Origin of the sequence: Rhizobium sp. WSM4643, from assembly GCF_025152745.1 — a bacterium.
GTDB classification, from domain to species: domain Bacteria; phylum Pseudomonadota; class Alphaproteobacteria; order Rhizobiales; family Rhizobiaceae; genus Rhizobium; species Rhizobium leguminosarum_I.
The window spans coordinates 3,713,045-3,728,690 of the sequence record NZ_CP104040.1 but is presented as its reverse complement, the minus strand read 5'-3'; the positions used below and the strand labels follow the sequence as shown (position 1 = coordinate 3,728,690).

The window sequence follows — 15,646 nt, the reverse complement described above, 5'->3', positions numbered from 1 at the left end:
TTGCTGCGTTCCCTTTCAGGCGATGATGTCAGGAATGATCTGATCTTCCAGCTTGGAGAGCCTGTCCTTGATGACAAGTTTTTTCTTTTTCATTCGCTGGATCCGCAGTGCATCGCATCCGGTCTGGATCATGGCGTTGATCGCGGCATCGAAATCCTCGTGCTCCTGACGCAGGCGCGCCACTATGAGCCTGATTTCCGCCTGTTCCTGATCGGCCATATGCATTCCCCGTTACCGTCCCTGGACCTTGTCCGATCTGGCGATGATTTCCGCAAGCTCCTATCACCAAATACGGGTAACGGCTAGTTAGTCTTGATCATGAAATTGCCATCCAGTCTTCATCTTTTGGCCTTCGACAAGCCTTCAAAAATATGTCACAGTCCGGCCGTTGACACCTTGATCCCCGACGATGTTGGCCGGGGAGGGTAAGAGGAAGGAAGGGTCATATGACTGTTCAAGCTCATCTTGAGTCACTCCAGAAAAAGCATGTCGCTCTCGAGGAGGAGTTGCACGCGCTCAGAACATCTCCCTCTATTTCCGATACGGAACTTGCCGAATGCAAGCGCCGCAAGCTGCGCATCAAGGACGAGATTCAGCGTCTTAAATCATCCGTCCACTAATCTTCCCAAGGGTCGCCGGGCGATCATCTTGCGCAACAAGGTAAATCCATCCATTCCGCCAAGAATTAGCAAGAACCGGTGATTTGACACCATATTTGCGCCAGTCCGATGCATCCGGCATCGTGGCTGGCGCTTTTGGGTCCGCCACGTCTCGCATCGCATTCCTATGATTCACATCGTATTCCAGATCTTATGGGAACATGCATCAGGCCCAGAACTGATCCAGCCATAAATTGAGCTTGTCGAAGCCGCGGTTGTTGACCGTATAGATGCGTTTGGTGCCTTCCGATGTCACGGAGACGAGATTGCTGTCGAGAAGCGCCTTCAGGTGCTGTGAAACAGCTGGACGGCTGATCGGCAGGCCTTCGGCAAGCTCGTTGACCGTCCGTGGCGCGCGACGCAATTCCTCCAGCAGAAACCGCCGGTTCGGATCGGCAATCGCAGAGAAAGGGTCGGTGTTCGACATGGCGGCAACGCTACGTCAAACCGGCCGCGCCAGCAAGGAAATTGTGCATTGCAGCGAATTGCAGCAATGCGAAGCAGCGGCGCTGACGGGCCTCTTACCAGCCAAGGCCCTCACGCACGATCAGGAAGGCGGCGATCAGCGCCATCGCATACATGAAGGGATAGAAGATCTGTGGCTTCATGCGGCGCACGCACCAGGCGCCGGCAATGGTGGCGAGCGGGGCAAAGGGCAGAAGCGTCGCTGAGGTCGCAAGATTCTGGGTGTCGAGCTGGCCGAGCGCGAAATAGGGGATCAGCTTGATGGCGTTGAGGATCGCGAAGAAGCGCACGCTGGTGCCGGTATATTCGCGTGGCTGCAATTTGAGCGGCAGGGCATAGATCTGGAAGGGCGCACCGCCGGCATGAGCAACGAAGCTGCCGTAACCGGAAAATGTCCCCCAGAGGCTGGCGGCCATCGGTCGCTGGCCGCGCGGCGGGATCACCTTGCCGGCGCCCGGGCCGAAATTGTTCCAGAAATAGCGCAGGCAGAAGAGGATGGTCACCGCGCCGATGACGATGCGCAGCATGTTGCCCGGAACCAGCGCCGAGGTCGCCCAGCCCAGCGCAATGCCGAAGACGGCGCCCGGCAGCATGATCTTCAGCGTCGCCCAGTCGCCATGCTTGCGCCAGATGACGAGCGAGATCATGTCCATGAAGACCAGGATCGGCAGCAGGATCGCCGCCGCCTCGACCGGCGAGACGACAAGGGCGAGGAAGGGCAAGCCGATCAGCGACAAAGCGTCGCCCATGCCGCCCTTTGCGAGGCCTACCAGCAGAACGGCGGGCACGGCGGCGTAGTAGAATGACAAATCCTGCGGCATGCTTTCGACGTCCTCCTCTTGCAAGCCTCGTCTAACGGAACTACTCACACAAAACGAGTGCGGGTCCCTCATTTCGAAGGGGAATTCGCAGGAAACGGAAAGACCTCATGACCGAACCGGAAAACCGCTGCCGCCTTGTGCTCATCGTACCCGATATCGCCGATGCCGATGAACAGGCAAAGGTCGTCGCCGACGCGCTGAAGGGCGGCGATGTCGCTTCGGTGATCGTGCCGCAATATGGGCTTGACGACGGCAGCTTCCAGAAACATGCCGAAAAGCTGGTGCCATTGATTCAGGATGCTGGAGCAGCCGCGCTGATTGCAGGCGACAGCCGTGTTGCAGGCCGGGCAAAGGCCGACGGCTTGCACATTTCCGGCAATGTAGCGGCGCTTTCGGAAGCGATCGACAAACATGCGCCGAAGCTGATCATCGGCGGCGGCAACGCGGCCGACCGGCACCATGCGTTGGAGATCGGCGAAGCCAGGCCGGACTATATCTTCTTCGGCAAGCTCGATGGCGACATCAAGCCGGAGGCGCATCCGAAGAACCTTGCGCTCGGCGAATGGTGGGCCTCGATGATCGAGATCCCCTGCATCGTCATGGGTGGCACCGATCCGGCCTCGGCGCTCGCCGTCGCCGAGACCGGAGCGGAGTTCGTGGCGCTGCGGCTGGCGGTCTTCGCCGAGCCCGCCCGGGCACCGTCTGTCGTCGCCGAGATCAATGCGTTGCTTGACGAAAAAGCGCCACGGTTTGAGGATTGAAATCGCGCTCATGCCGATCCCACCCGTCCGCTTCCTGAAATATATCCTTGCCAGCATGGCCGTCCTCGTTGCGGCCGGACCGGATGTCGTCTTGGCGCAGGCGCCGGACAGCGTCGTCAGCCAGCCGGGCACGGCGCCGGCTTCGACCTTCCGCACCGACCGGCCTTCCGCCTCGGGCGCGGGGCCCTCCGATGGCGTCGGCGTGTTCGACCGCATGGGCGCGAAGCTGCCCGATCTGCCGCCGGAGAAGGATTACAAGGGGCCGATCGACGAGGCTTACGGCGCCTTCCAGCGCGGTTATTACCTGACGGCAATGGAAAAGGCGCTACCGCGCGCCCAACTCGGTGATCCGGCGGCGCAGACACTGATCGGCGAAATCCTGTCGCAAGGCCTCGGCGTCAAGAAAGACGTGAAGAATGCTGCCTTCTGGTACGGCAAGGCGGCAGAAGGTGGCGATCCGGCGGCAATGTTCAAATATGCACTGATCCTGATGGAAGGCGAGGGCGTGCCGCGTGATAAGGTCAAGGCCGACGACTACATGCGCAAGGCGGCCGAGGCCGGCAATCCTTCGGCGGAATTCAACTGGGCGCAGCTTCTCATCGCCGACAATCCCGGCGACAAGGGACTGAAGCTCGCACTGCCGTTCTATGAGAAATCGGCCGAGCAGGGCATTGCCGATTCGCAATATGCCGTGGCGCAGATCTATGCGACGCTGAAAGACCTGCCGGAGGAAAAGAAGAAGCTCGCCCGCGAGTGGATGGTACGCGCGGCGCGCGCCGGCTTCGACACGGCCCAGCTCGATCTCGGCATCTGGCTGGTCAACGGCGTCGGCGGGCCGAAGGATTACGTCAAGGGTTTCGAATGGCTGAAACTTGCCGCCAATGGCGGCAATGTCGCTGCGCAGAACAAACTCGCCCATCTCTATATCAATGCCATCGGCACGCCGCCCAATCCGATCGAGGCGGCGAAGTGGTACGTGCTGTCGCGCCGGGCCGGGCTCGCCGATCCGGCGCTCGAGGATTTCTACCTCGGCATCGAGGAGGATCAGCAGAAGGCGGCGATCGAGGCTGCCAACAAATTCCGGCGGCGTTAGCGGGCGCGCCGTTTACTGGAGTTGCCCTAAAGCGCGCTACACCCTGTTGCGCGACGTGCTTTAGAAAAGCGCGTCGGCGAAAAGATCCTCGTCATTTTCGACTTTGGCCATCTCGGCGAGAGCAGGGGTGCTGCCCTCGCTTGCCGGGATGACGTCGCGATGAATGTTGCGCTCCTGGACCATCGTATAGTGCTTGAAGATCTTGCGGTCGAGCGGCGCGATCATCTCGGCGAGATCGGAAATATCGGCGACATCGGTGCCGGCGACGCCTTCGAGCAGATCGGCGCAGCCGGCAAGGACTTCGCCGAGGTCATGCTGGAAATCGAGCTTGCCGATCAGCAGGCTGATCTTGGTGGCGACCTCGCGACCGTTCTCGGCGAGCACCTTCAGCTCGTTTTCCATCAGGTTGGCTGCAGAGCGGATGTTGCCGACGGCCGATGTCAGGCTCTCTCCCAGGTTGCCGGCTCCGGCGTCAGTGGCGGGGGCGACGCGCCCGGCCGCGGCTTCGAGCGCCGGCAGGCCATTGACGATGGCGTCGGCGGAATCGTCGAGCTTGCCGGCAAAAATGCGCAGCTCGGCGGTGACGACGTTGATCGACCTGCCTTCTTCACCGAGGCGGCTGCAGCGCAGGTTGGTATTCAAAGCCATATAGTGAATGTCGGTCTTGACGGCGCGGATGTTGCCGATCGCTTCGGAGAGCTTGGCGGCCGTGCCGATCGTCGATTGGCTGACATGGTCGGCCTGACGGCTTGCCGCGTCGACCTGCTTGACGATTTCATGGGCGGCCGAAACGCTGGATTCCAGCGCGCGCATGAAGTTACCGCCGGCCCCGCCGCTCTCACCGCTCATCTGATCGCGCAGCCTGAGGATCTCCCGCATATCGTGGTCGAAACTCGCGATCGTCTTGACGACGTTCTCAGAATCCCGCTGAAAATTTGCACACATGTCGCTCATCTGCGCTGCAGTCAGATGGTGAATGACGTTCTGGAGGCGCCGGCGCGCGCCAGCGTCGAGCTTTGCGCCATCCTCGCCAGCAAAGAAATCTTCAAGCAGCGAAAAAGTGGCCTGTACATGCTCGATACGCTGGCGAGTGATATCGCCGATCTGCAGGGCAGACAGCGTCGAGGCGACCTTGCTCTGCACGGCGCGGGCAATCGCGCCGACCTCGCGCGCTATGACGCCGAGATCCTTGCGGTGTTCGGCGATCTTGGCGGCGTCATCACGCAAGGCCCCGGCGACGGCCGGAACGGTATCGGCGTAACCCTTGGAAACGCTGGCGCCAAAGGAGGCGGCGAGTTTGACCTCCTTATCGAGACTGTCGAGGTGTGCGGCGAAACGGTTGACCTCATCGGTGCCGGAATAGATACGCTCCAGAATCTCCTGCGCGAAGCCGGCGAATTCGGCAATGCCGGCGCCGGTGATCTTCACGGTTACTGCGAAGGTTCTGAGATAACGCATCGTCTCCTGCATGTCAGCGACGTGCTTGCGCAGCTCCCTACCGGTATGCGCCAGCGAGACGAGCGCCTGTTGGCGGCCTTCCTCAGTGATCGGCAGCGCCGTCAGGCTCGCCACCGTGGCCCGGAGATCGGCGCCGGTGTCGCTCGCCTCTTTATTGTCGAGCGCCGTGGTGACGTTCTCGAGCGAGCTCAGCAAGCGGTTGAGAACATCCATAACCGACAGCAGCACGGTGCCGCCTTCGAGGAAACGTTCCTCGACCTGGCCGCGGGCGGATTCCAGGGTCTGGCTGATGTCCCATCCTGATGTGTAGGCTGCAGCGTTCGGCGATACCAGAGCGTGTGCCACTTTTATACCTTTTGTTAAAATCCAGGCAATTCCACTCTATTTTTACGGGCAGGATGGAAACGTCCGGTAAACGCGCTGGACTCGCCAGCGTTGTGATTAACGAAAGATGTTGATGGCGTGTCGGTGAAAGCCCAACGCTCGACTTGATGATTCAACATATTGTTTTTATTTTATTTATTTCTAAATTTTGAGAAAAAAATACAACTTATCCCGGATGAGAATTGGGAGTCGCCGGACTCGCTATGCGGCAGTTTCCTACAACCGCTGTTTACCCCGCATTAACGCTGCCGTGAGAGTCCTTTTAGGGTCATCAAGTATTTCTCTGGCCCAGGAGGCTGCATTGGATACTCAGAAGCAATATTACGAATCTATAAATTTACAGGACGTGCTCAGCATTCGTAACGTGTCCGAACTATATTCCAAGCTTAGCGACGAATTTCATAACCGCGATGCAATCATCATCAGCATTCCCGAAGGCGCACAAGCGGATCTGAGTTTCATTCAACTCATCGAGTCCTCGCGTCGCCAAGCAAAGGTTAAGGGAAAGACGTTCGAGCTTTCTTTGCCGGCCAGCGGCTCGGTCCTGAAAGTACTTGAGCGCGCAGGTTTCATCGAATCCTTCGATCGCGAAGACGCAAAGTTCTGGTTGCATAAAGAGGTGACGTTATGAGTGCAAGTATCCTGACTGTCGACGATTCCGCCAGCATTCGTCTGACCACCAAGGTCACGCTGACCAATGCCGGCTATCGCGTCACCGAGGCAGTCAACGGGGCAGAGGGCCTCGCGACGGCGAAGGGCAGCAGCTTCGATCTGATCGTGACCGATCTGAACATGCCTGTCATGGACGGGCTGACGATGATCGAGGAACTGCGCAAGCTGCCGGCCCAGGCCGGCGTTCCGATCATCTTCCTGACGACGGAATCGGACGCCGATCTCAAGGCGCGCGCCAAGGCCGCCGGCGCGACGGGCTGGCTGACCAAGCCGTTCGACCCGGAAAGCCTGGTGAAGATCGTGAAGAAGGTTCTTGGACGATGAGTACGCTCGATCCCGTCGCCGTATTCCGCACGGAGGCCGCCGAATGCCTCGAAGCGATCGAGGCCGGTCTTCTCGACCTGACTCACCAGCTCGACAACAAGGATCTTGTCGACGCCGTGTTCCGCGGGCTCCACACGCTCAAGGGCTCCGGCGCGATGTTTGGCTTCGAGGCGCTCGCCGCCTTCACCCATCATTGCGAAACAGCCTTCGATCGCGTCCGCAAGGGTGAGGTTTCGGCGACCAGCGAACTCGTCGCCGCCGTCCTTGCCGCTCAGGACCATATGCGCGCCCTCGTCGACCAGCCGGACGCCGATCATGGCAATATTGGGCATAAGCTGCTGGCGCAGTTGCAGGCCGCCGTCGGCGGCAAGGAAGCGGCGCCGGCCGCTGTTCTAGTACCCGCAGCCGTGCGCGAGGCACCGGCGAAGAAGAACAGCTGGCGCATCCGCTTTAGCCTGCCCGCCAATTCGATGGCCAACGGCACCAACCCGCTCGGTCTGCTGGACGAGCTGCGCGATCTCGGCGAATGCACCGTGCGCGCCAATACCTCGGCCATTCCGGCCCTCGACGAGCTCACTCCGACGGATCTCCATATTTCCTGGGATGTGACGCTGACCAGCGAGCAGGACCGTTCGGCGATCGACGACGTCTTCATCTTCGTGCTCGATGACATGGAACTCAGTGTCGAGGAGATCGACGGGCCGACAGCGGCAGTCGTTGCTCCGGCTGATGAAAAGGCAGCCCCTGCGCCTGTCGCCGCGGCATCGGCGGCGCCCGTTCCGCCGGCGGCCGTCCCGGAATTCCGTCCTGTCGAGGCGGTTCCGGCCAAGCGCGAGGCGCCCGCCGCCGTCAGCCAGGCGAAGGCGGCCGAGAATGTCCGCGTTCCGGCCGAACGTCTCGACGAGCTGATGGATCGCGTCGGCGAGCTCGTCATCGCCCAATCGCGCCTCAGCCAGCTCGCCAGCGCCAGCACCGATATCGCGCTACGCTCCGTTTCGGAAGAAATCGAACGTCTCTCCGGCGAATTGCGCGACACGATGATGGTGTTGCGCATGGTGCCGGTCGCCACCCTGTTCTCCCGTTTCCGCCGCCTCGTCCATGATCTCGCCCGCGAGACCGGCAAGGTGATCGAACTGGTGACGGAGGGCGAGAGCACGGAAGTCGACAAAACAGTCATCGAGCGTCTGGCCGATCCGCTAGTACATCTGGTGCGCAACTCGATCGATCACGGCCTCGAAACGCCCGGCGATCGCCTTGCCTCCGGCAAGGTCGAAGCCGGCACGGTGACGCTTTCGGCCCGCCAGGCCGGCGGCGAAGTGATCATCTCGATCAAGGACGACGGCCGCGGCATCAATCGTGAACGGGTTCGCGCCAAGGCGGAATCCTCCGGCCTCATCCAGGCCGGCCAGCCGCTTTCCGACTCCGAGCTGCTGCAGCTGATCTTCGCCCCTGGCTTCTCGACGGCTGCCGCGATCACCAATCTGTCCGGCCGCGGGGTCGGCATGGACGTGGTGAAGAAGACGGTCGAAGCGCTCCGCGGCGCGATCGACATTGTCAGCGTGCCGGGACAGGGTTCGGAAGTGTCGCTGCGCATTCCGCTGACGCTCGCCATCATCGACGGGCTGCTGGTGCGCGTCGGTTCCGGCCGCTACGTCATCCCGCTCTCGGCGGTCGAGGAATGCCTCGAACTGTCGCTCGAGGAAGATCTCCGCTCGCGCGGCCGCAGCTTCATCTCGCTGCGCGACAGCCTGGTGCCGTTCCTGCGCCTGCGCGATCTCTTCCGCACCGGCACCAAGCCCGACGTGCACCAGAAGGTCGTCGTCATATCCACAGGCACGGAGCGCGTCGGTCTCGTCGTCGACCAGATCATCGGCGACCACCAGACGGTCATCAAGTCGATGTCGAAACTGCACAATAACGTTGCGACCTTCTCGGGCGCGACCATTCTCGGCGACGGCAGCGTCGCTCTCATTCTCGACGTCGGGCACCTGGTTGCCGCGGGTCAGCAACAGGAGGCGCAATTGCGTGTAGCAGGATGAGTGCAACAGCCATAGCCGAACGATTTGACAATCACTGGAGCTATGCCGAGGAAGTCGAGGTCCTGACCTTCGATCTCAACGGCGAAACCTTTGCGCTGGAAGCCGTCATCGTTCAGGAAATCCTGGACCTGCTTCCCGAGACCGCGGTGCCGGGCAGCCAGCCCTTCGTCGCCAGCGTCATCAACTTTCGCGGCAAGGTCATTCCGCTCGCCGATCTGCGTCTCGCCTTCGGGATGGAAGCAACGGAGGCGACGATCGACAGCCGCATCATCGTCATCGAGATCGATCTGCAGGGCGAGCAGACGCTCGTCGGCCTCAGAACCGATAAGGTGAACGAGGTGACGACACTTGCAAAGTCCGCGAGCGAGGCGCCGCCGAGCATCGGCATGCGCTGGCGCGCCGACTACATCAACTGCCTGGTGAAGAGGGGCGGAGAATTCATCATTCTCCCTAATCTGCAGGCGATTTTTTCATCGAGGCACAATGCGGCAGGAGCCGCCAGCTGATATCGGCTGAGTTCAAGTTGGAGTTAGACCGATGCGATTGACAATCAAGACAAAATTGGTGACCGCGTTCACCTTCATCATCCTCATGCTCATGGGCACCGCTGCCTACGGCATCGTCAGCCTTGGATCGCTGAACGACACAATCGGCAATCTCCTCGCTGGTCCGGCAGCCCGTCTCGACCTCGCCCAGCAAATCAACATTGCCCAGCTCGAGGCCATCCGCCAGCAGAAGAACCTGCTCACCGCCCGCACTGCCGACGAAACGGCGGGTGCGATCGCCAAGGGCGATCAGGCCCGCAAGGACTTTACCGATGCCTTCGGCCAGGTGCTGGCGCTGGCAACGGAAGAAGGCAAGGCGCGCTGGGCGCGCATCGCCGAACTTTCCAAGACCTTCAATGCGGCTGACGATCAGATCCGCGACTATGTGAAGGCCGGCAATGCCGAAGGCGCAAATACCATTTCCGTGACGGCTGCGCGGGCCGCTGCCAACGATATCGACTCGACGCTCAACGAAATCTTGGCGCTTGAAAAACAGCGTATGGAGGCTGCCGACGACGGCGCCGAAGCACAGTACACGACGACTCGCACAATGATGGTTGCCGTCGCCGCTGTCGCCCTGCTGGTTGCCGCCGTTACCGCTTTCTGGATCGCCAGCACGATCAGCAAAGGCCTCAGCCGGGCCAACACCGTGGTTCGCGAAGTGTCGGAAGGCGATCTGACGAAAATGGCCAACATCACCAGCCGCGACGAAATCGGCGAGCTTCTCGGCAACGTCAACACGATGATCGAACGCTTGCGCGGCGTTGTCGCCGACGCACTGTCGGCCGCTGACAATGTCTCATCCGGCAGCCAGGAACTTTCGGCCAGTTCGGAACAAGTATCGCAGGGCGCAACCGAACAGGCCGCTTCGGCCGAAGAGGCTTCCGCCTCGATGGAGCAGATGGCCGCCAATATCAAGCAGAACGCCGACAATGCGGCCCAGACCGAAAAGATCGCCCGCCAGTCGGCCAAGGACGCGGAGATGAGCGGTGAAGCGGTGACGCGTGCGGTCGACGCCATGCGCACGATCGCCCAGAAGATCGGCATCGTCCAGGAGATCGCCCGCCAGACGGATCTGCTGGCCTTGAACGCCGCCGTTGAAGCCGCTCGCGCGGGTGAACACGGCAAGGGATTTGCAGTGGTCGCCTCGGAGGTGCGCAAGCTTGCCGAACGCAGTCAGTCGGCCGCAGCGGAAATCAGCGCGATGTCGAGCGACACGGTCAAAGCTGCCGCCGATGCCGGCGACATGCTCGGCCGGCTGGTGCCCGACATCCGCAAGACGGCGGAATTGGTCTCCGAGATCAGTGCGGCCTGCCGCGAGCAGGATATCGGCGCTGCGCAGATCAACGAGGCGATCCAGCAGCTCGACAAGGTGACGCAGCAGAATGCCGGTGCTTCCGAGCAGATGTCGGCAACATCCGAGGAGCTCGCCTCCCAGGCCGAAGAACTGCAGACGTCGATCGCCTTCTTCAAGGTCGATACGGCAAGCCATCGTCAGCATCGCGTGCCGGCCGCCAAGGTCACGGTCCGCAGTCCTGCTTCCGCCGCCGCCCGCAAGCCTGCGCCCAAGAAACCGGCCGCCAACAGCGTCGCCGGCCAGCAGGCGCGGGCGAAGGGCTTCGCTCTCGATCTCTCGATGGGCGGTCCCGATGATGGGGACGCCGAATTCAAGGAAAGCGCATGATCATGGCCACGACATCTCTGGAAGCGCAATTCGTGACCTTCAGCCTCAGTGAGGAGATTTTCGCCGTGCCGGTTGAGGTGGTACGGGAAATCCTCGATTATGCGGAAGCTTTCAAGATTCCGAATGGTCCCGACTATATGCTCGGCCTGCGCGACGTGCGCGGGCAGGGCGTGCCGACAATCGATCTTCGATTGAAGCTCGGCATGACGAAGACCGTGCCGACGCCGCACACGCGGGTGCTCGTCCTCGACGTGCCAATGGAAAGCCGGCTCCTGACCCTTGGCCTCGTTGCCGACCGCGTCTTCGAGGTCACGCCATTCCGGCGCGAGCAGATCGAGGCGGCGCCTGATATCGGCGTGCGTTGGCGCTCGGACTATATCGCCGGCGTCGTTCGTCGTGAAAACGGCTTCGTCGTCGTCATCGATCTCGCACGGTTGCTGTCGCGCGAGGACGCCTCGGCACTGCAATCGGCGGCCTGACCGCGCATCAACTCGGAGTACTGCGTTCTATGAGCATGGCAGCGGTGGAAACCCAATTGCCGGGCGACCGGATCAGCAAGCGCAATTTCGATAAGCTTGCCCGGTTCATCTACGATTACAGCGGCATCAAGATGCCGTCGACCAAGCTGACGATGCTTGAAGGGCGGCTGAGGCGCCGCCTTCGCGCAACCAACCATGCGACCTTCGACGATTATTGCGACTTCCTCTTCAATCATGACGGCCTCGACCAGGAAACCGTCTACCTGATCGACGTGGTGACGACGAACAAGACCGACTTCTTCCGCGAAGCCAAACATTTCGACTATCTGCAGACGGTCGCGCTGCCAACAATTGCCAACAGCGGCGTTCGGACCATCCGCACCTGGAGTTCGGCCTGCTCGACGGGAGCCGAGCCCTATACGATGGCGATGGTGTTGGCGGAATTCGCTGAAAGCCGCAATAACGTCTCCTACAGCGTGCTGGCCACCGACCTTTCCACCGATGTGCTGCAGACGGCGCGCCGGGGCATCTATCCGGAAGATCTTATCGCGCCGGTGCCGCGCGACCTGCAGCGCAAATATGTGCTGACGGCCAAGCAACCGGGTCGGCGGGAGGTGCGCATCACGCCGAAACTGCGCAGCAAGGTCGGCTTTGCCCGCATGAACCTGATGGACGAGAAATACCCGATCGGCGAGTTGATGAACGTCATCTTCTGCCGCAACGTGCTAATCTACTTCGATAAGCAGACTCAGGCCGGCGTGCTCAACCGCCTCTGTGCCTGCCTGGCGACGGGCGGCTACATGTTCATCGGCCATTCCGAATCGATCACCGGCTTCGATCTGTCGTTGAAACAGGTCTCGAATACGGTGTTTCAGCGTATCTAAAGCGCATCGCGTCATCCCAAAACCGCTGCGCACTTCTGGACGGCATGCATTAGGGGCATTCATGGCTAAGAAAATCCGCGTCCTTATCATCGACGATTCCGCGAGCATCCGCCAGACGCTGACCCATGTGCTGGAGCAGGATCCCGATATCGAGATCATGGCGGTCGCATCCGATCCCTTCATGGCGGCGCGGAAGCTGCAGGAAGAAATCCCGGATGTCATTACGCTCGATGTGGAGATGCCGCGCATGGATGGCATCACCTTCCTGCGCAAGCTGATGGCGCAGCGGCCGATCCCCGTCGTGATGTGCTCGTCACTGACGGAGGCGGGATCGGAAACGCTGCTCCAGGCACTGGAGGCCGGCGCCGTCGACGTCATCCTGAAATCGAAGATCGGCGCCGCCGACAGCCTTTCCGACGACGCGATGCGCATTCGCGAAGTCGTCAAGAGCGCCTCGCATGCACGGCTTTCCAACGTCCGCCGCGCCGCCGGAACTATCCGCTCCGCTTCGGCGGAGGGGCCGGCCAAAAAGCTGACGGCGGATGTGATGCTGCCGCCACCGACGGGGCGGGCCATGGCGAAGACGACGGAGATGGTCGTCTGCGTCGGCGCCTCCACCGGCGGCACCGAAGCACTGCGCGAGTTCCTGGAGGAACTGCCGGCCAATGCGCCTGGCATGGTGATCGTCCAGCATATGCCGGAGAAATTCACCGCCGCCTTCGCCAAGCGGCTGAACGGACTCTGTGAGGTAGAGGTCAAGGAAGCCGTCGATGGCGATCCGGTGCTGCGCGGTCATGTGCTGATCGCGCCCGGTGACAAACATATGCTGCTCGAGCGCCAGGGTGCACGCTACTATGTGAGTGTGAAGACCGGGCCGCTGGTGTCGCGCCACCGGCCTTCGGTCGACGTGCTCTTCCGCTCGGCGGCGCGCTCGGCCGGCTCGAACGCAATGGGGATCATCATGACCGGCATGGGCGACGACGGCGCGCGCGGCATGCTGGAAATGCATCAGGCCGGCGCCTACACAGTGGCGCAGGACGAGGCGAGTTCCGTTGTTTTCGGCATGCCGAAGGAGGCGATCGCCAAAGGCGGTGTCGACCGAATCCTGCCGCTCGATCAGATCGCTCGCGAAGTGCTGATGACGCAGCAGAAGTTCTGAAGCCGGTTTCAATTGGATCGAAAAAGGCGGCGTTGGAGGACGCCGCCGTTTCTTATTTTAAAATTTCCAGTTGTGTAATCTTTGGCGCTTAGCGTTAAGGCGAAATTTACCGGTACTGCTCAGAGTTGTGTTCGAAAGATCGCGACGGCGCATGAAGCTCCGGTCGTTCACATCTTTGTCCGCATAAGGTCGGAGAGGAGATGGGGAGTTCAGCATGGTATTCGTCCCGCCTGCAAGCAATACGCATGGCCCCGTGTCCCGGCACGGTGCGACATCAACCTCCGGCCAGGCCCCTACATCTGCCGCCGGAAGATCCTCGAGGATCTGCTTTCCAACATCAATAGCGGTAATATCAGCGCCTATTCCAACATCATGGTCGCGCTGATGGACAGCGCGCAGATGAACGGCACCGACGCCAGCGATATCATCCTCGCTCTTGCACATGCCAAGATCAGCGTCGGGGCGGGCGACGATATCATCGAGGCCGGCGACTATGCCGAAGTCGACGGTGGCGACGGCAATGATTCCATCGGCGTACGCAATTACGGAAACGTCCGGGGTGGGAGTGGCAACGACAATCTCGGTGCCTATTACCATGCGACCGTTTCTGGCGGCGACGGCGACGACGTCATCGGCACCCATAGCTACGCGACGATCTACGGCGATGACGGCAACGACACGATCAACACCTACTCGTATTCCAACGTCCATGCCGGTGCGGGTGACGACTGGTTCTATGGCTATGATCACACCACCTTGGATGCCGGGGCCGGCAACGACTGGGTTCACGCCTACGACTACGCAACCATCGATGGGGGCGACGGCAATGACGAGATCATCGCGCTTGGGCATTCGACAGTTTCGGCTGGCGCCGGCGATGACGTGATCGTTCTCTCGGCCCGCGCGAGCGTTGACGGTGCGGCTTATGGCTACGACGTGGCTGATGGGGGTGACGGCAACGACTTCATTCAGACCGGCGCCTATGCCACCGTTTCGGGCGGTGCGGGAGATGACACGCTACGACTGACGGGCAAGGGCTCGACGGTCAACTTCAGCAAGGGTGACGGTCAGGACACGATCCTGTCCCGCAACAATTTCACCATCAACGTCGGCGGCTACAGCAAGGACGACGTCGTCATCGACGATCGGGGCAATACGATGGTGATCTCGTTCAAGGGATCGGAAGATTCGCTCACACTCGACATGTCGAAGAGCATGAAGGTTCAGCTTGCTTTCGACGACAAGACCACGCTCGATCTCTCGGCGACCTCCAAGAGCTGGGGCAGGCCGATGCTTTCAGCCATCGTGAACACAGCCGGCCACGGTGATGTCTTCTGGGCGGATCTGGGTATCGAAGACGAGCGATATTCGATCCAGCCATAAGGTTCGCCATCTCTTGCGAAAACAGCGGCGTTTCGGTGCCACCGTTTCTGTTTTGCCTCCTCAGGCAAGATAACCGCCGTCGATCGTCAGGCTGGCGCCGGTGACGAAGGCGGCCTCGGCACTGGCGAGATAGGCGGCGAGGCCGGCGATCTCGCGGTCCTCACCCAGGCGGCCAAGCGCCATCAGCGGCTTGAGGCGCTCATGATCGTCCTCATTGGGGTTCATGTCGGTCGCCGTCGGGCCGGGCTGGATGTTGTTGACGGTGATGCCGCGTGGGCCGAGATCGCGGGCGAGGCCGCGAGTCATCGAGGCGATTGCGCCCTTCGTCATGCTGTAGACCGCGGAGGTCGGAAAGCCGCTGCGATCGGCGGTGACGCTGCCGATGGTGATGATGCGGCCGCCTTCCTTCATATGTCTTGCCGCTGCCTGGATGCCGACGAAGGCAGCGCGGACATTAACGGCGAACATCCGGTCGAAATCTTCGAGCGAATAGTTATCGAGCGGGTTGAGGATGAGAATCCCGGCGTTGCTGACGAGAATGTCGAGACCGCCAAAGGTCCCGGCTGTCAGCGCGACGGCATCCTGTAGAGCTTTCGCATCGGCACTGTCGGCCCGGATCGCCAGCGCCCTGCTGCCGACAGCCTCCAACTCGGCGACGATTGCCTTCGCCTTGTGCTCTGAGCTGGAATAGGTGAAGGCGACGGCGGCGCCGTCAGCGGCGAGCCTTCGGACGATGGCGGCACCGATGCCGCGCGAGCCGCCGGTGACGAGGGCGATCTTGGTGGAAAGGGGTTGAGACATGCTGGTTTCCTTTGTTTTTGGATTGATCAGTCTAG

General features: G+C 61.1%; 17 protein-coding genes. 12 read left to right on the top strand and 5 right to left on the bottom strand.

Going from position 1 to position 15,646, the window contains the following annotated elements; all coding sequences use genetic code 11:
- Window positions 1-15 precede the first annotated feature (15 nt).
- Window positions 16-219: a YdcH family protein gene (locus tag N1937_RS18560; RefSeq protein WP_003542832.1), complete on the bottom strand. Its 204-nt coding sequence runs from the start codon at window positions 217-219 to the stop codon at window positions 16-18.
- Between the two features lie 227 nt (window positions 220-446).
- Between N1937_RS18560 and N1937_RS18555 the strand changes: the two genes are divergently transcribed.
- Window positions 447-620 carry a YdcH family protein gene (locus tag N1937_RS18555; protein WP_003542831.1) on the top strand — a complete coding sequence of 58 codons (174 nt, stop codon included), beginning with the start codon at window positions 447-449 and terminating at the stop codon, window positions 618-620.
- A gap of 205 nt (window positions 621-825) precedes the next feature.
- Here N1937_RS18555 and N1937_RS18550 read toward each other — a convergent pair whose 3' ends face one another.
- Both N1937_RS18550 and N1937_RS18545 read right to left on the bottom strand, forming a co-directional pair.
- Window positions 826-1,086, bottom strand: coding sequence for an ArsR/SmtB family transcription factor (locus N1937_RS18550; protein ID WP_003542830.1), 261 nt, complete (start codon window positions 1,084-1,086; stop codon window positions 826-828).
- A gap of 94 nt (window positions 1,087-1,180) precedes the next feature.
- Window positions 1,181-1,945, bottom strand: coding sequence for a sulfite exporter TauE/SafE family protein (locus N1937_RS18545; protein ID WP_170257709.1), 765 nt, complete (start codon window positions 1,943-1,945; stop codon window positions 1,181-1,183).
- Between the two features lie 107 nt (window positions 1,946-2,052).
- On the opposite strand from N1937_RS18545, the gene N1937_RS18540 reads away from it, so the two are divergent.
- Window positions 2,053-2,706 (top strand): thiamine phosphate synthase, encoded by a 654-nt coding sequence (locus tag N1937_RS18540; protein ID WP_162117001.1) that lies wholly within the window; start codon window positions 2,053-2,055, stop codon window positions 2,704-2,706.
- 10 nt (window positions 2,707-2,716) lie between these two features.
- On the top strand, window positions 2,717-3,799 hold the full coding sequence (locus N1937_RS18535; RefSeq protein WP_162117002.1) for a tetratricopeptide repeat protein: 1,083 nt from the start codon (window positions 2,717-2,719) through the stop codon (window positions 3,797-3,799).
- Window positions 3,800-3,859: 60 nt separating this feature from the next.
- Here the strand turns inward: N1937_RS18535 and N1937_RS18530 are convergent, their stop codons facing one another.
- Window positions 3,860-5,602: a chemotaxis protein gene (locus tag N1937_RS18530; protein WP_260056710.1), complete on the bottom strand. Its 1,743-nt coding sequence runs from the start codon at window positions 5,600-5,602 to the stop codon at window positions 3,860-3,862.
- Between the two features lie 340 nt (window positions 5,603-5,942).
- Between N1937_RS18530 and N1937_RS18525 the strand changes: the two genes are divergently transcribed.
- The 9 genes from N1937_RS18525 (at window position 5,943) to N1937_RS18485 (ending at window position 14,810) form a co-directional block, all read left to right on the top strand.
- Window positions 5,943-6,272 (top strand): STAS domain-containing protein, encoded by a 330-nt coding sequence (locus N1937_RS18525; protein WP_260056709.1) that lies wholly within the window; start codon window positions 5,943-5,945, stop codon window positions 6,270-6,272.
- A complete protein-coding gene (locus tag N1937_RS18520; RefSeq protein ID WP_162117005.1) occupies window positions 6,269-6,637 on the top strand; it encodes a response regulator in 369 nt (122 codons plus the stop codon). The genes N1937_RS18525 and N1937_RS18520 overlap by 4 nt, the downstream gene beginning before the upstream one ends.
- Window positions 6,634-8,676, top strand: coding sequence for a chemotaxis protein CheA (locus tag N1937_RS18515; protein WP_260056708.1), 2,043 nt, complete (start codon window positions 6,634-6,636; stop codon window positions 8,674-8,676). The genes N1937_RS18520 and N1937_RS18515 overlap by 4 nt, the downstream gene beginning before the upstream one ends.
- Window positions 8,673-9,182, top strand: a complete 510-nt coding sequence (locus N1937_RS18510) for a chemotaxis protein CheW (protein WP_170259786.1) — start codon at window positions 8,673-8,675, stop codon at window positions 9,180-9,182. The genes N1937_RS18515 and N1937_RS18510 overlap by 4 nt, the downstream gene beginning before the upstream one ends.
- A gap of 31 nt (window positions 9,183-9,213) precedes the next feature.
- Window positions 9,214-10,905 (top strand): methyl-accepting chemotaxis protein, encoded by a 1,692-nt coding sequence (locus N1937_RS18505; protein WP_260056707.1) that lies wholly within the window; start codon window positions 9,214-9,216, stop codon window positions 10,903-10,905.
- Window positions 10,902-11,384 carry a chemotaxis protein CheW gene (locus N1937_RS18500; RefSeq protein WP_260056706.1) on the top strand — a complete coding sequence of 161 codons (483 nt, stop codon included), beginning with the start codon at window positions 10,902-10,904 and terminating at the stop codon, window positions 11,382-11,384. Before N1937_RS18505 ends, N1937_RS18500 begins: the two co-directional genes overlap by 4 nt.
- Window positions 11,385-11,413: 29 nt before the next feature.
- Window positions 11,414-12,268, top strand: a complete 855-nt coding sequence (locus tag N1937_RS18495; protein ID WP_260056705.1) for a CheR family methyltransferase — start codon at window positions 11,414-11,416, stop codon at window positions 12,266-12,268.
- 61 nt (window positions 12,269-12,329) lie between these two features.
- Window positions 12,330-13,427, top strand: coding sequence for a protein-glutamate methylesterase/protein-glutamine glutaminase (locus N1937_RS18490; RefSeq protein ID WP_064249498.1), 1,098 nt, complete (start codon window positions 12,330-12,332; stop codon window positions 13,425-13,427).
- A gap of 399 nt (window positions 13,428-13,826) precedes the next feature.
- Window positions 13,827-14,810: a calcium-binding protein gene (locus tag N1937_RS18485; protein ID WP_260056704.1), complete on the top strand. Its 984-nt coding sequence runs from the start codon at window positions 13,827-13,829 to the stop codon at window positions 14,808-14,810.
- 60 nt (window positions 14,811-14,870) lie between these two features.
- Here the strand turns inward: N1937_RS18485 and N1937_RS18480 are convergent, their stop codons facing one another.
- Entirely contained in the window at window positions 14,871-15,611 is a 741-nt protein-coding gene (locus N1937_RS18480; RefSeq protein WP_260056703.1) for a 3-oxoacyl-ACP reductase family protein, read from the bottom strand.
- Between the last annotated feature and the right edge of the window lie 35 nt (window positions 15,612-15,646).

What these genes read in the sequence shown, in the direction of transcription:
- N1937_RS18560 (WP_003542832.1), bottom strand. Translation starts at nt 219, where the DNA reads ATGGCCGATCAGGAACAGGCGGAAATCAGGCTCATAGTGGCGCGCCTG.
- N1937_RS18555 (WP_003542831.1), top strand. Translation starts at nt 447, where the DNA reads ATGACTGTTCAAGCTCATCTTGAGTCACTCCAGAAAAAGCATGTCGCT.
- N1937_RS18550 (WP_003542830.1), bottom strand. Translation starts at nt 1,086, where the DNA reads ATGTCGAACACCGACCCTTTCTCTGCGATTGCCGATCCGAACCGGCGG.
- N1937_RS18545 (WP_170257709.1), bottom strand. Translation starts at nt 1,945, where the DNA reads ATGCCGCAGGATTTGTCATTCTACTACGCCGCCGTGCCCGCCGTTCTG.
- N1937_RS18540 (WP_162117001.1), top strand. Translation starts at nt 2,053, where the DNA reads ATGACCGAACCGGAAAACCGCTGCCGCCTTGTGCTCATCGTACCCGAT.
- N1937_RS18535 (WP_162117002.1), top strand. Translation starts at nt 2,717, where the DNA reads ATGCCGATCCCACCCGTCCGCTTCCTGAAATATATCCTTGCCAGCATG.
- N1937_RS18520 (WP_162117005.1), top strand. Translation starts at nt 6,269, where the DNA reads ATGAGTGCAAGTATCCTGACTGTCGACGATTCCGCCAGCATTCGTCTG.
- N1937_RS18515 (WP_260056708.1), top strand. Translation starts at nt 6,634, where the DNA reads ATGAGTACGCTCGATCCCGTCGCCGTATTCCGCACGGAGGCCGCCGAA.
- N1937_RS18510 (WP_170259786.1), top strand. Translation starts at nt 8,673, where the DNA reads ATGAGTGCAACAGCCATAGCCGAACGATTTGACAATCACTGGAGCTAT.
- N1937_RS18505 (WP_260056707.1), top strand. Translation starts at nt 9,214, where the DNA reads ATGCGATTGACAATCAAGACAAAATTGGTGACCGCGTTCACCTTCATC.
- N1937_RS18500 (WP_260056706.1), top strand. Translation starts at nt 10,902, where the DNA reads ATGATCATGGCCACGACATCTCTGGAAGCGCAATTCGTGACCTTCAGC.
- N1937_RS18495 (WP_260056705.1), top strand. Translation starts at nt 11,414, where the DNA reads ATGAGCATGGCAGCGGTGGAAACCCAATTGCCGGGCGACCGGATCAGC.
- N1937_RS18490 (WP_064249498.1), top strand. Translation starts at nt 12,330, where the DNA reads ATGGCTAAGAAAATCCGCGTCCTTATCATCGACGATTCCGCGAGCATC.
- N1937_RS18485 (WP_260056704.1), top strand. Translation starts at nt 13,827, where the DNA reads ATGAACGGCACCGACGCCAGCGATATCATCCTCGCTCTTGCACATGCC.
- N1937_RS18480 (WP_260056703.1), bottom strand. Translation starts at nt 15,611, where the DNA reads ATGTCTCAACCCCTTTCCACCAAGATCGCCCTCGTCACCGGCGGCTCG.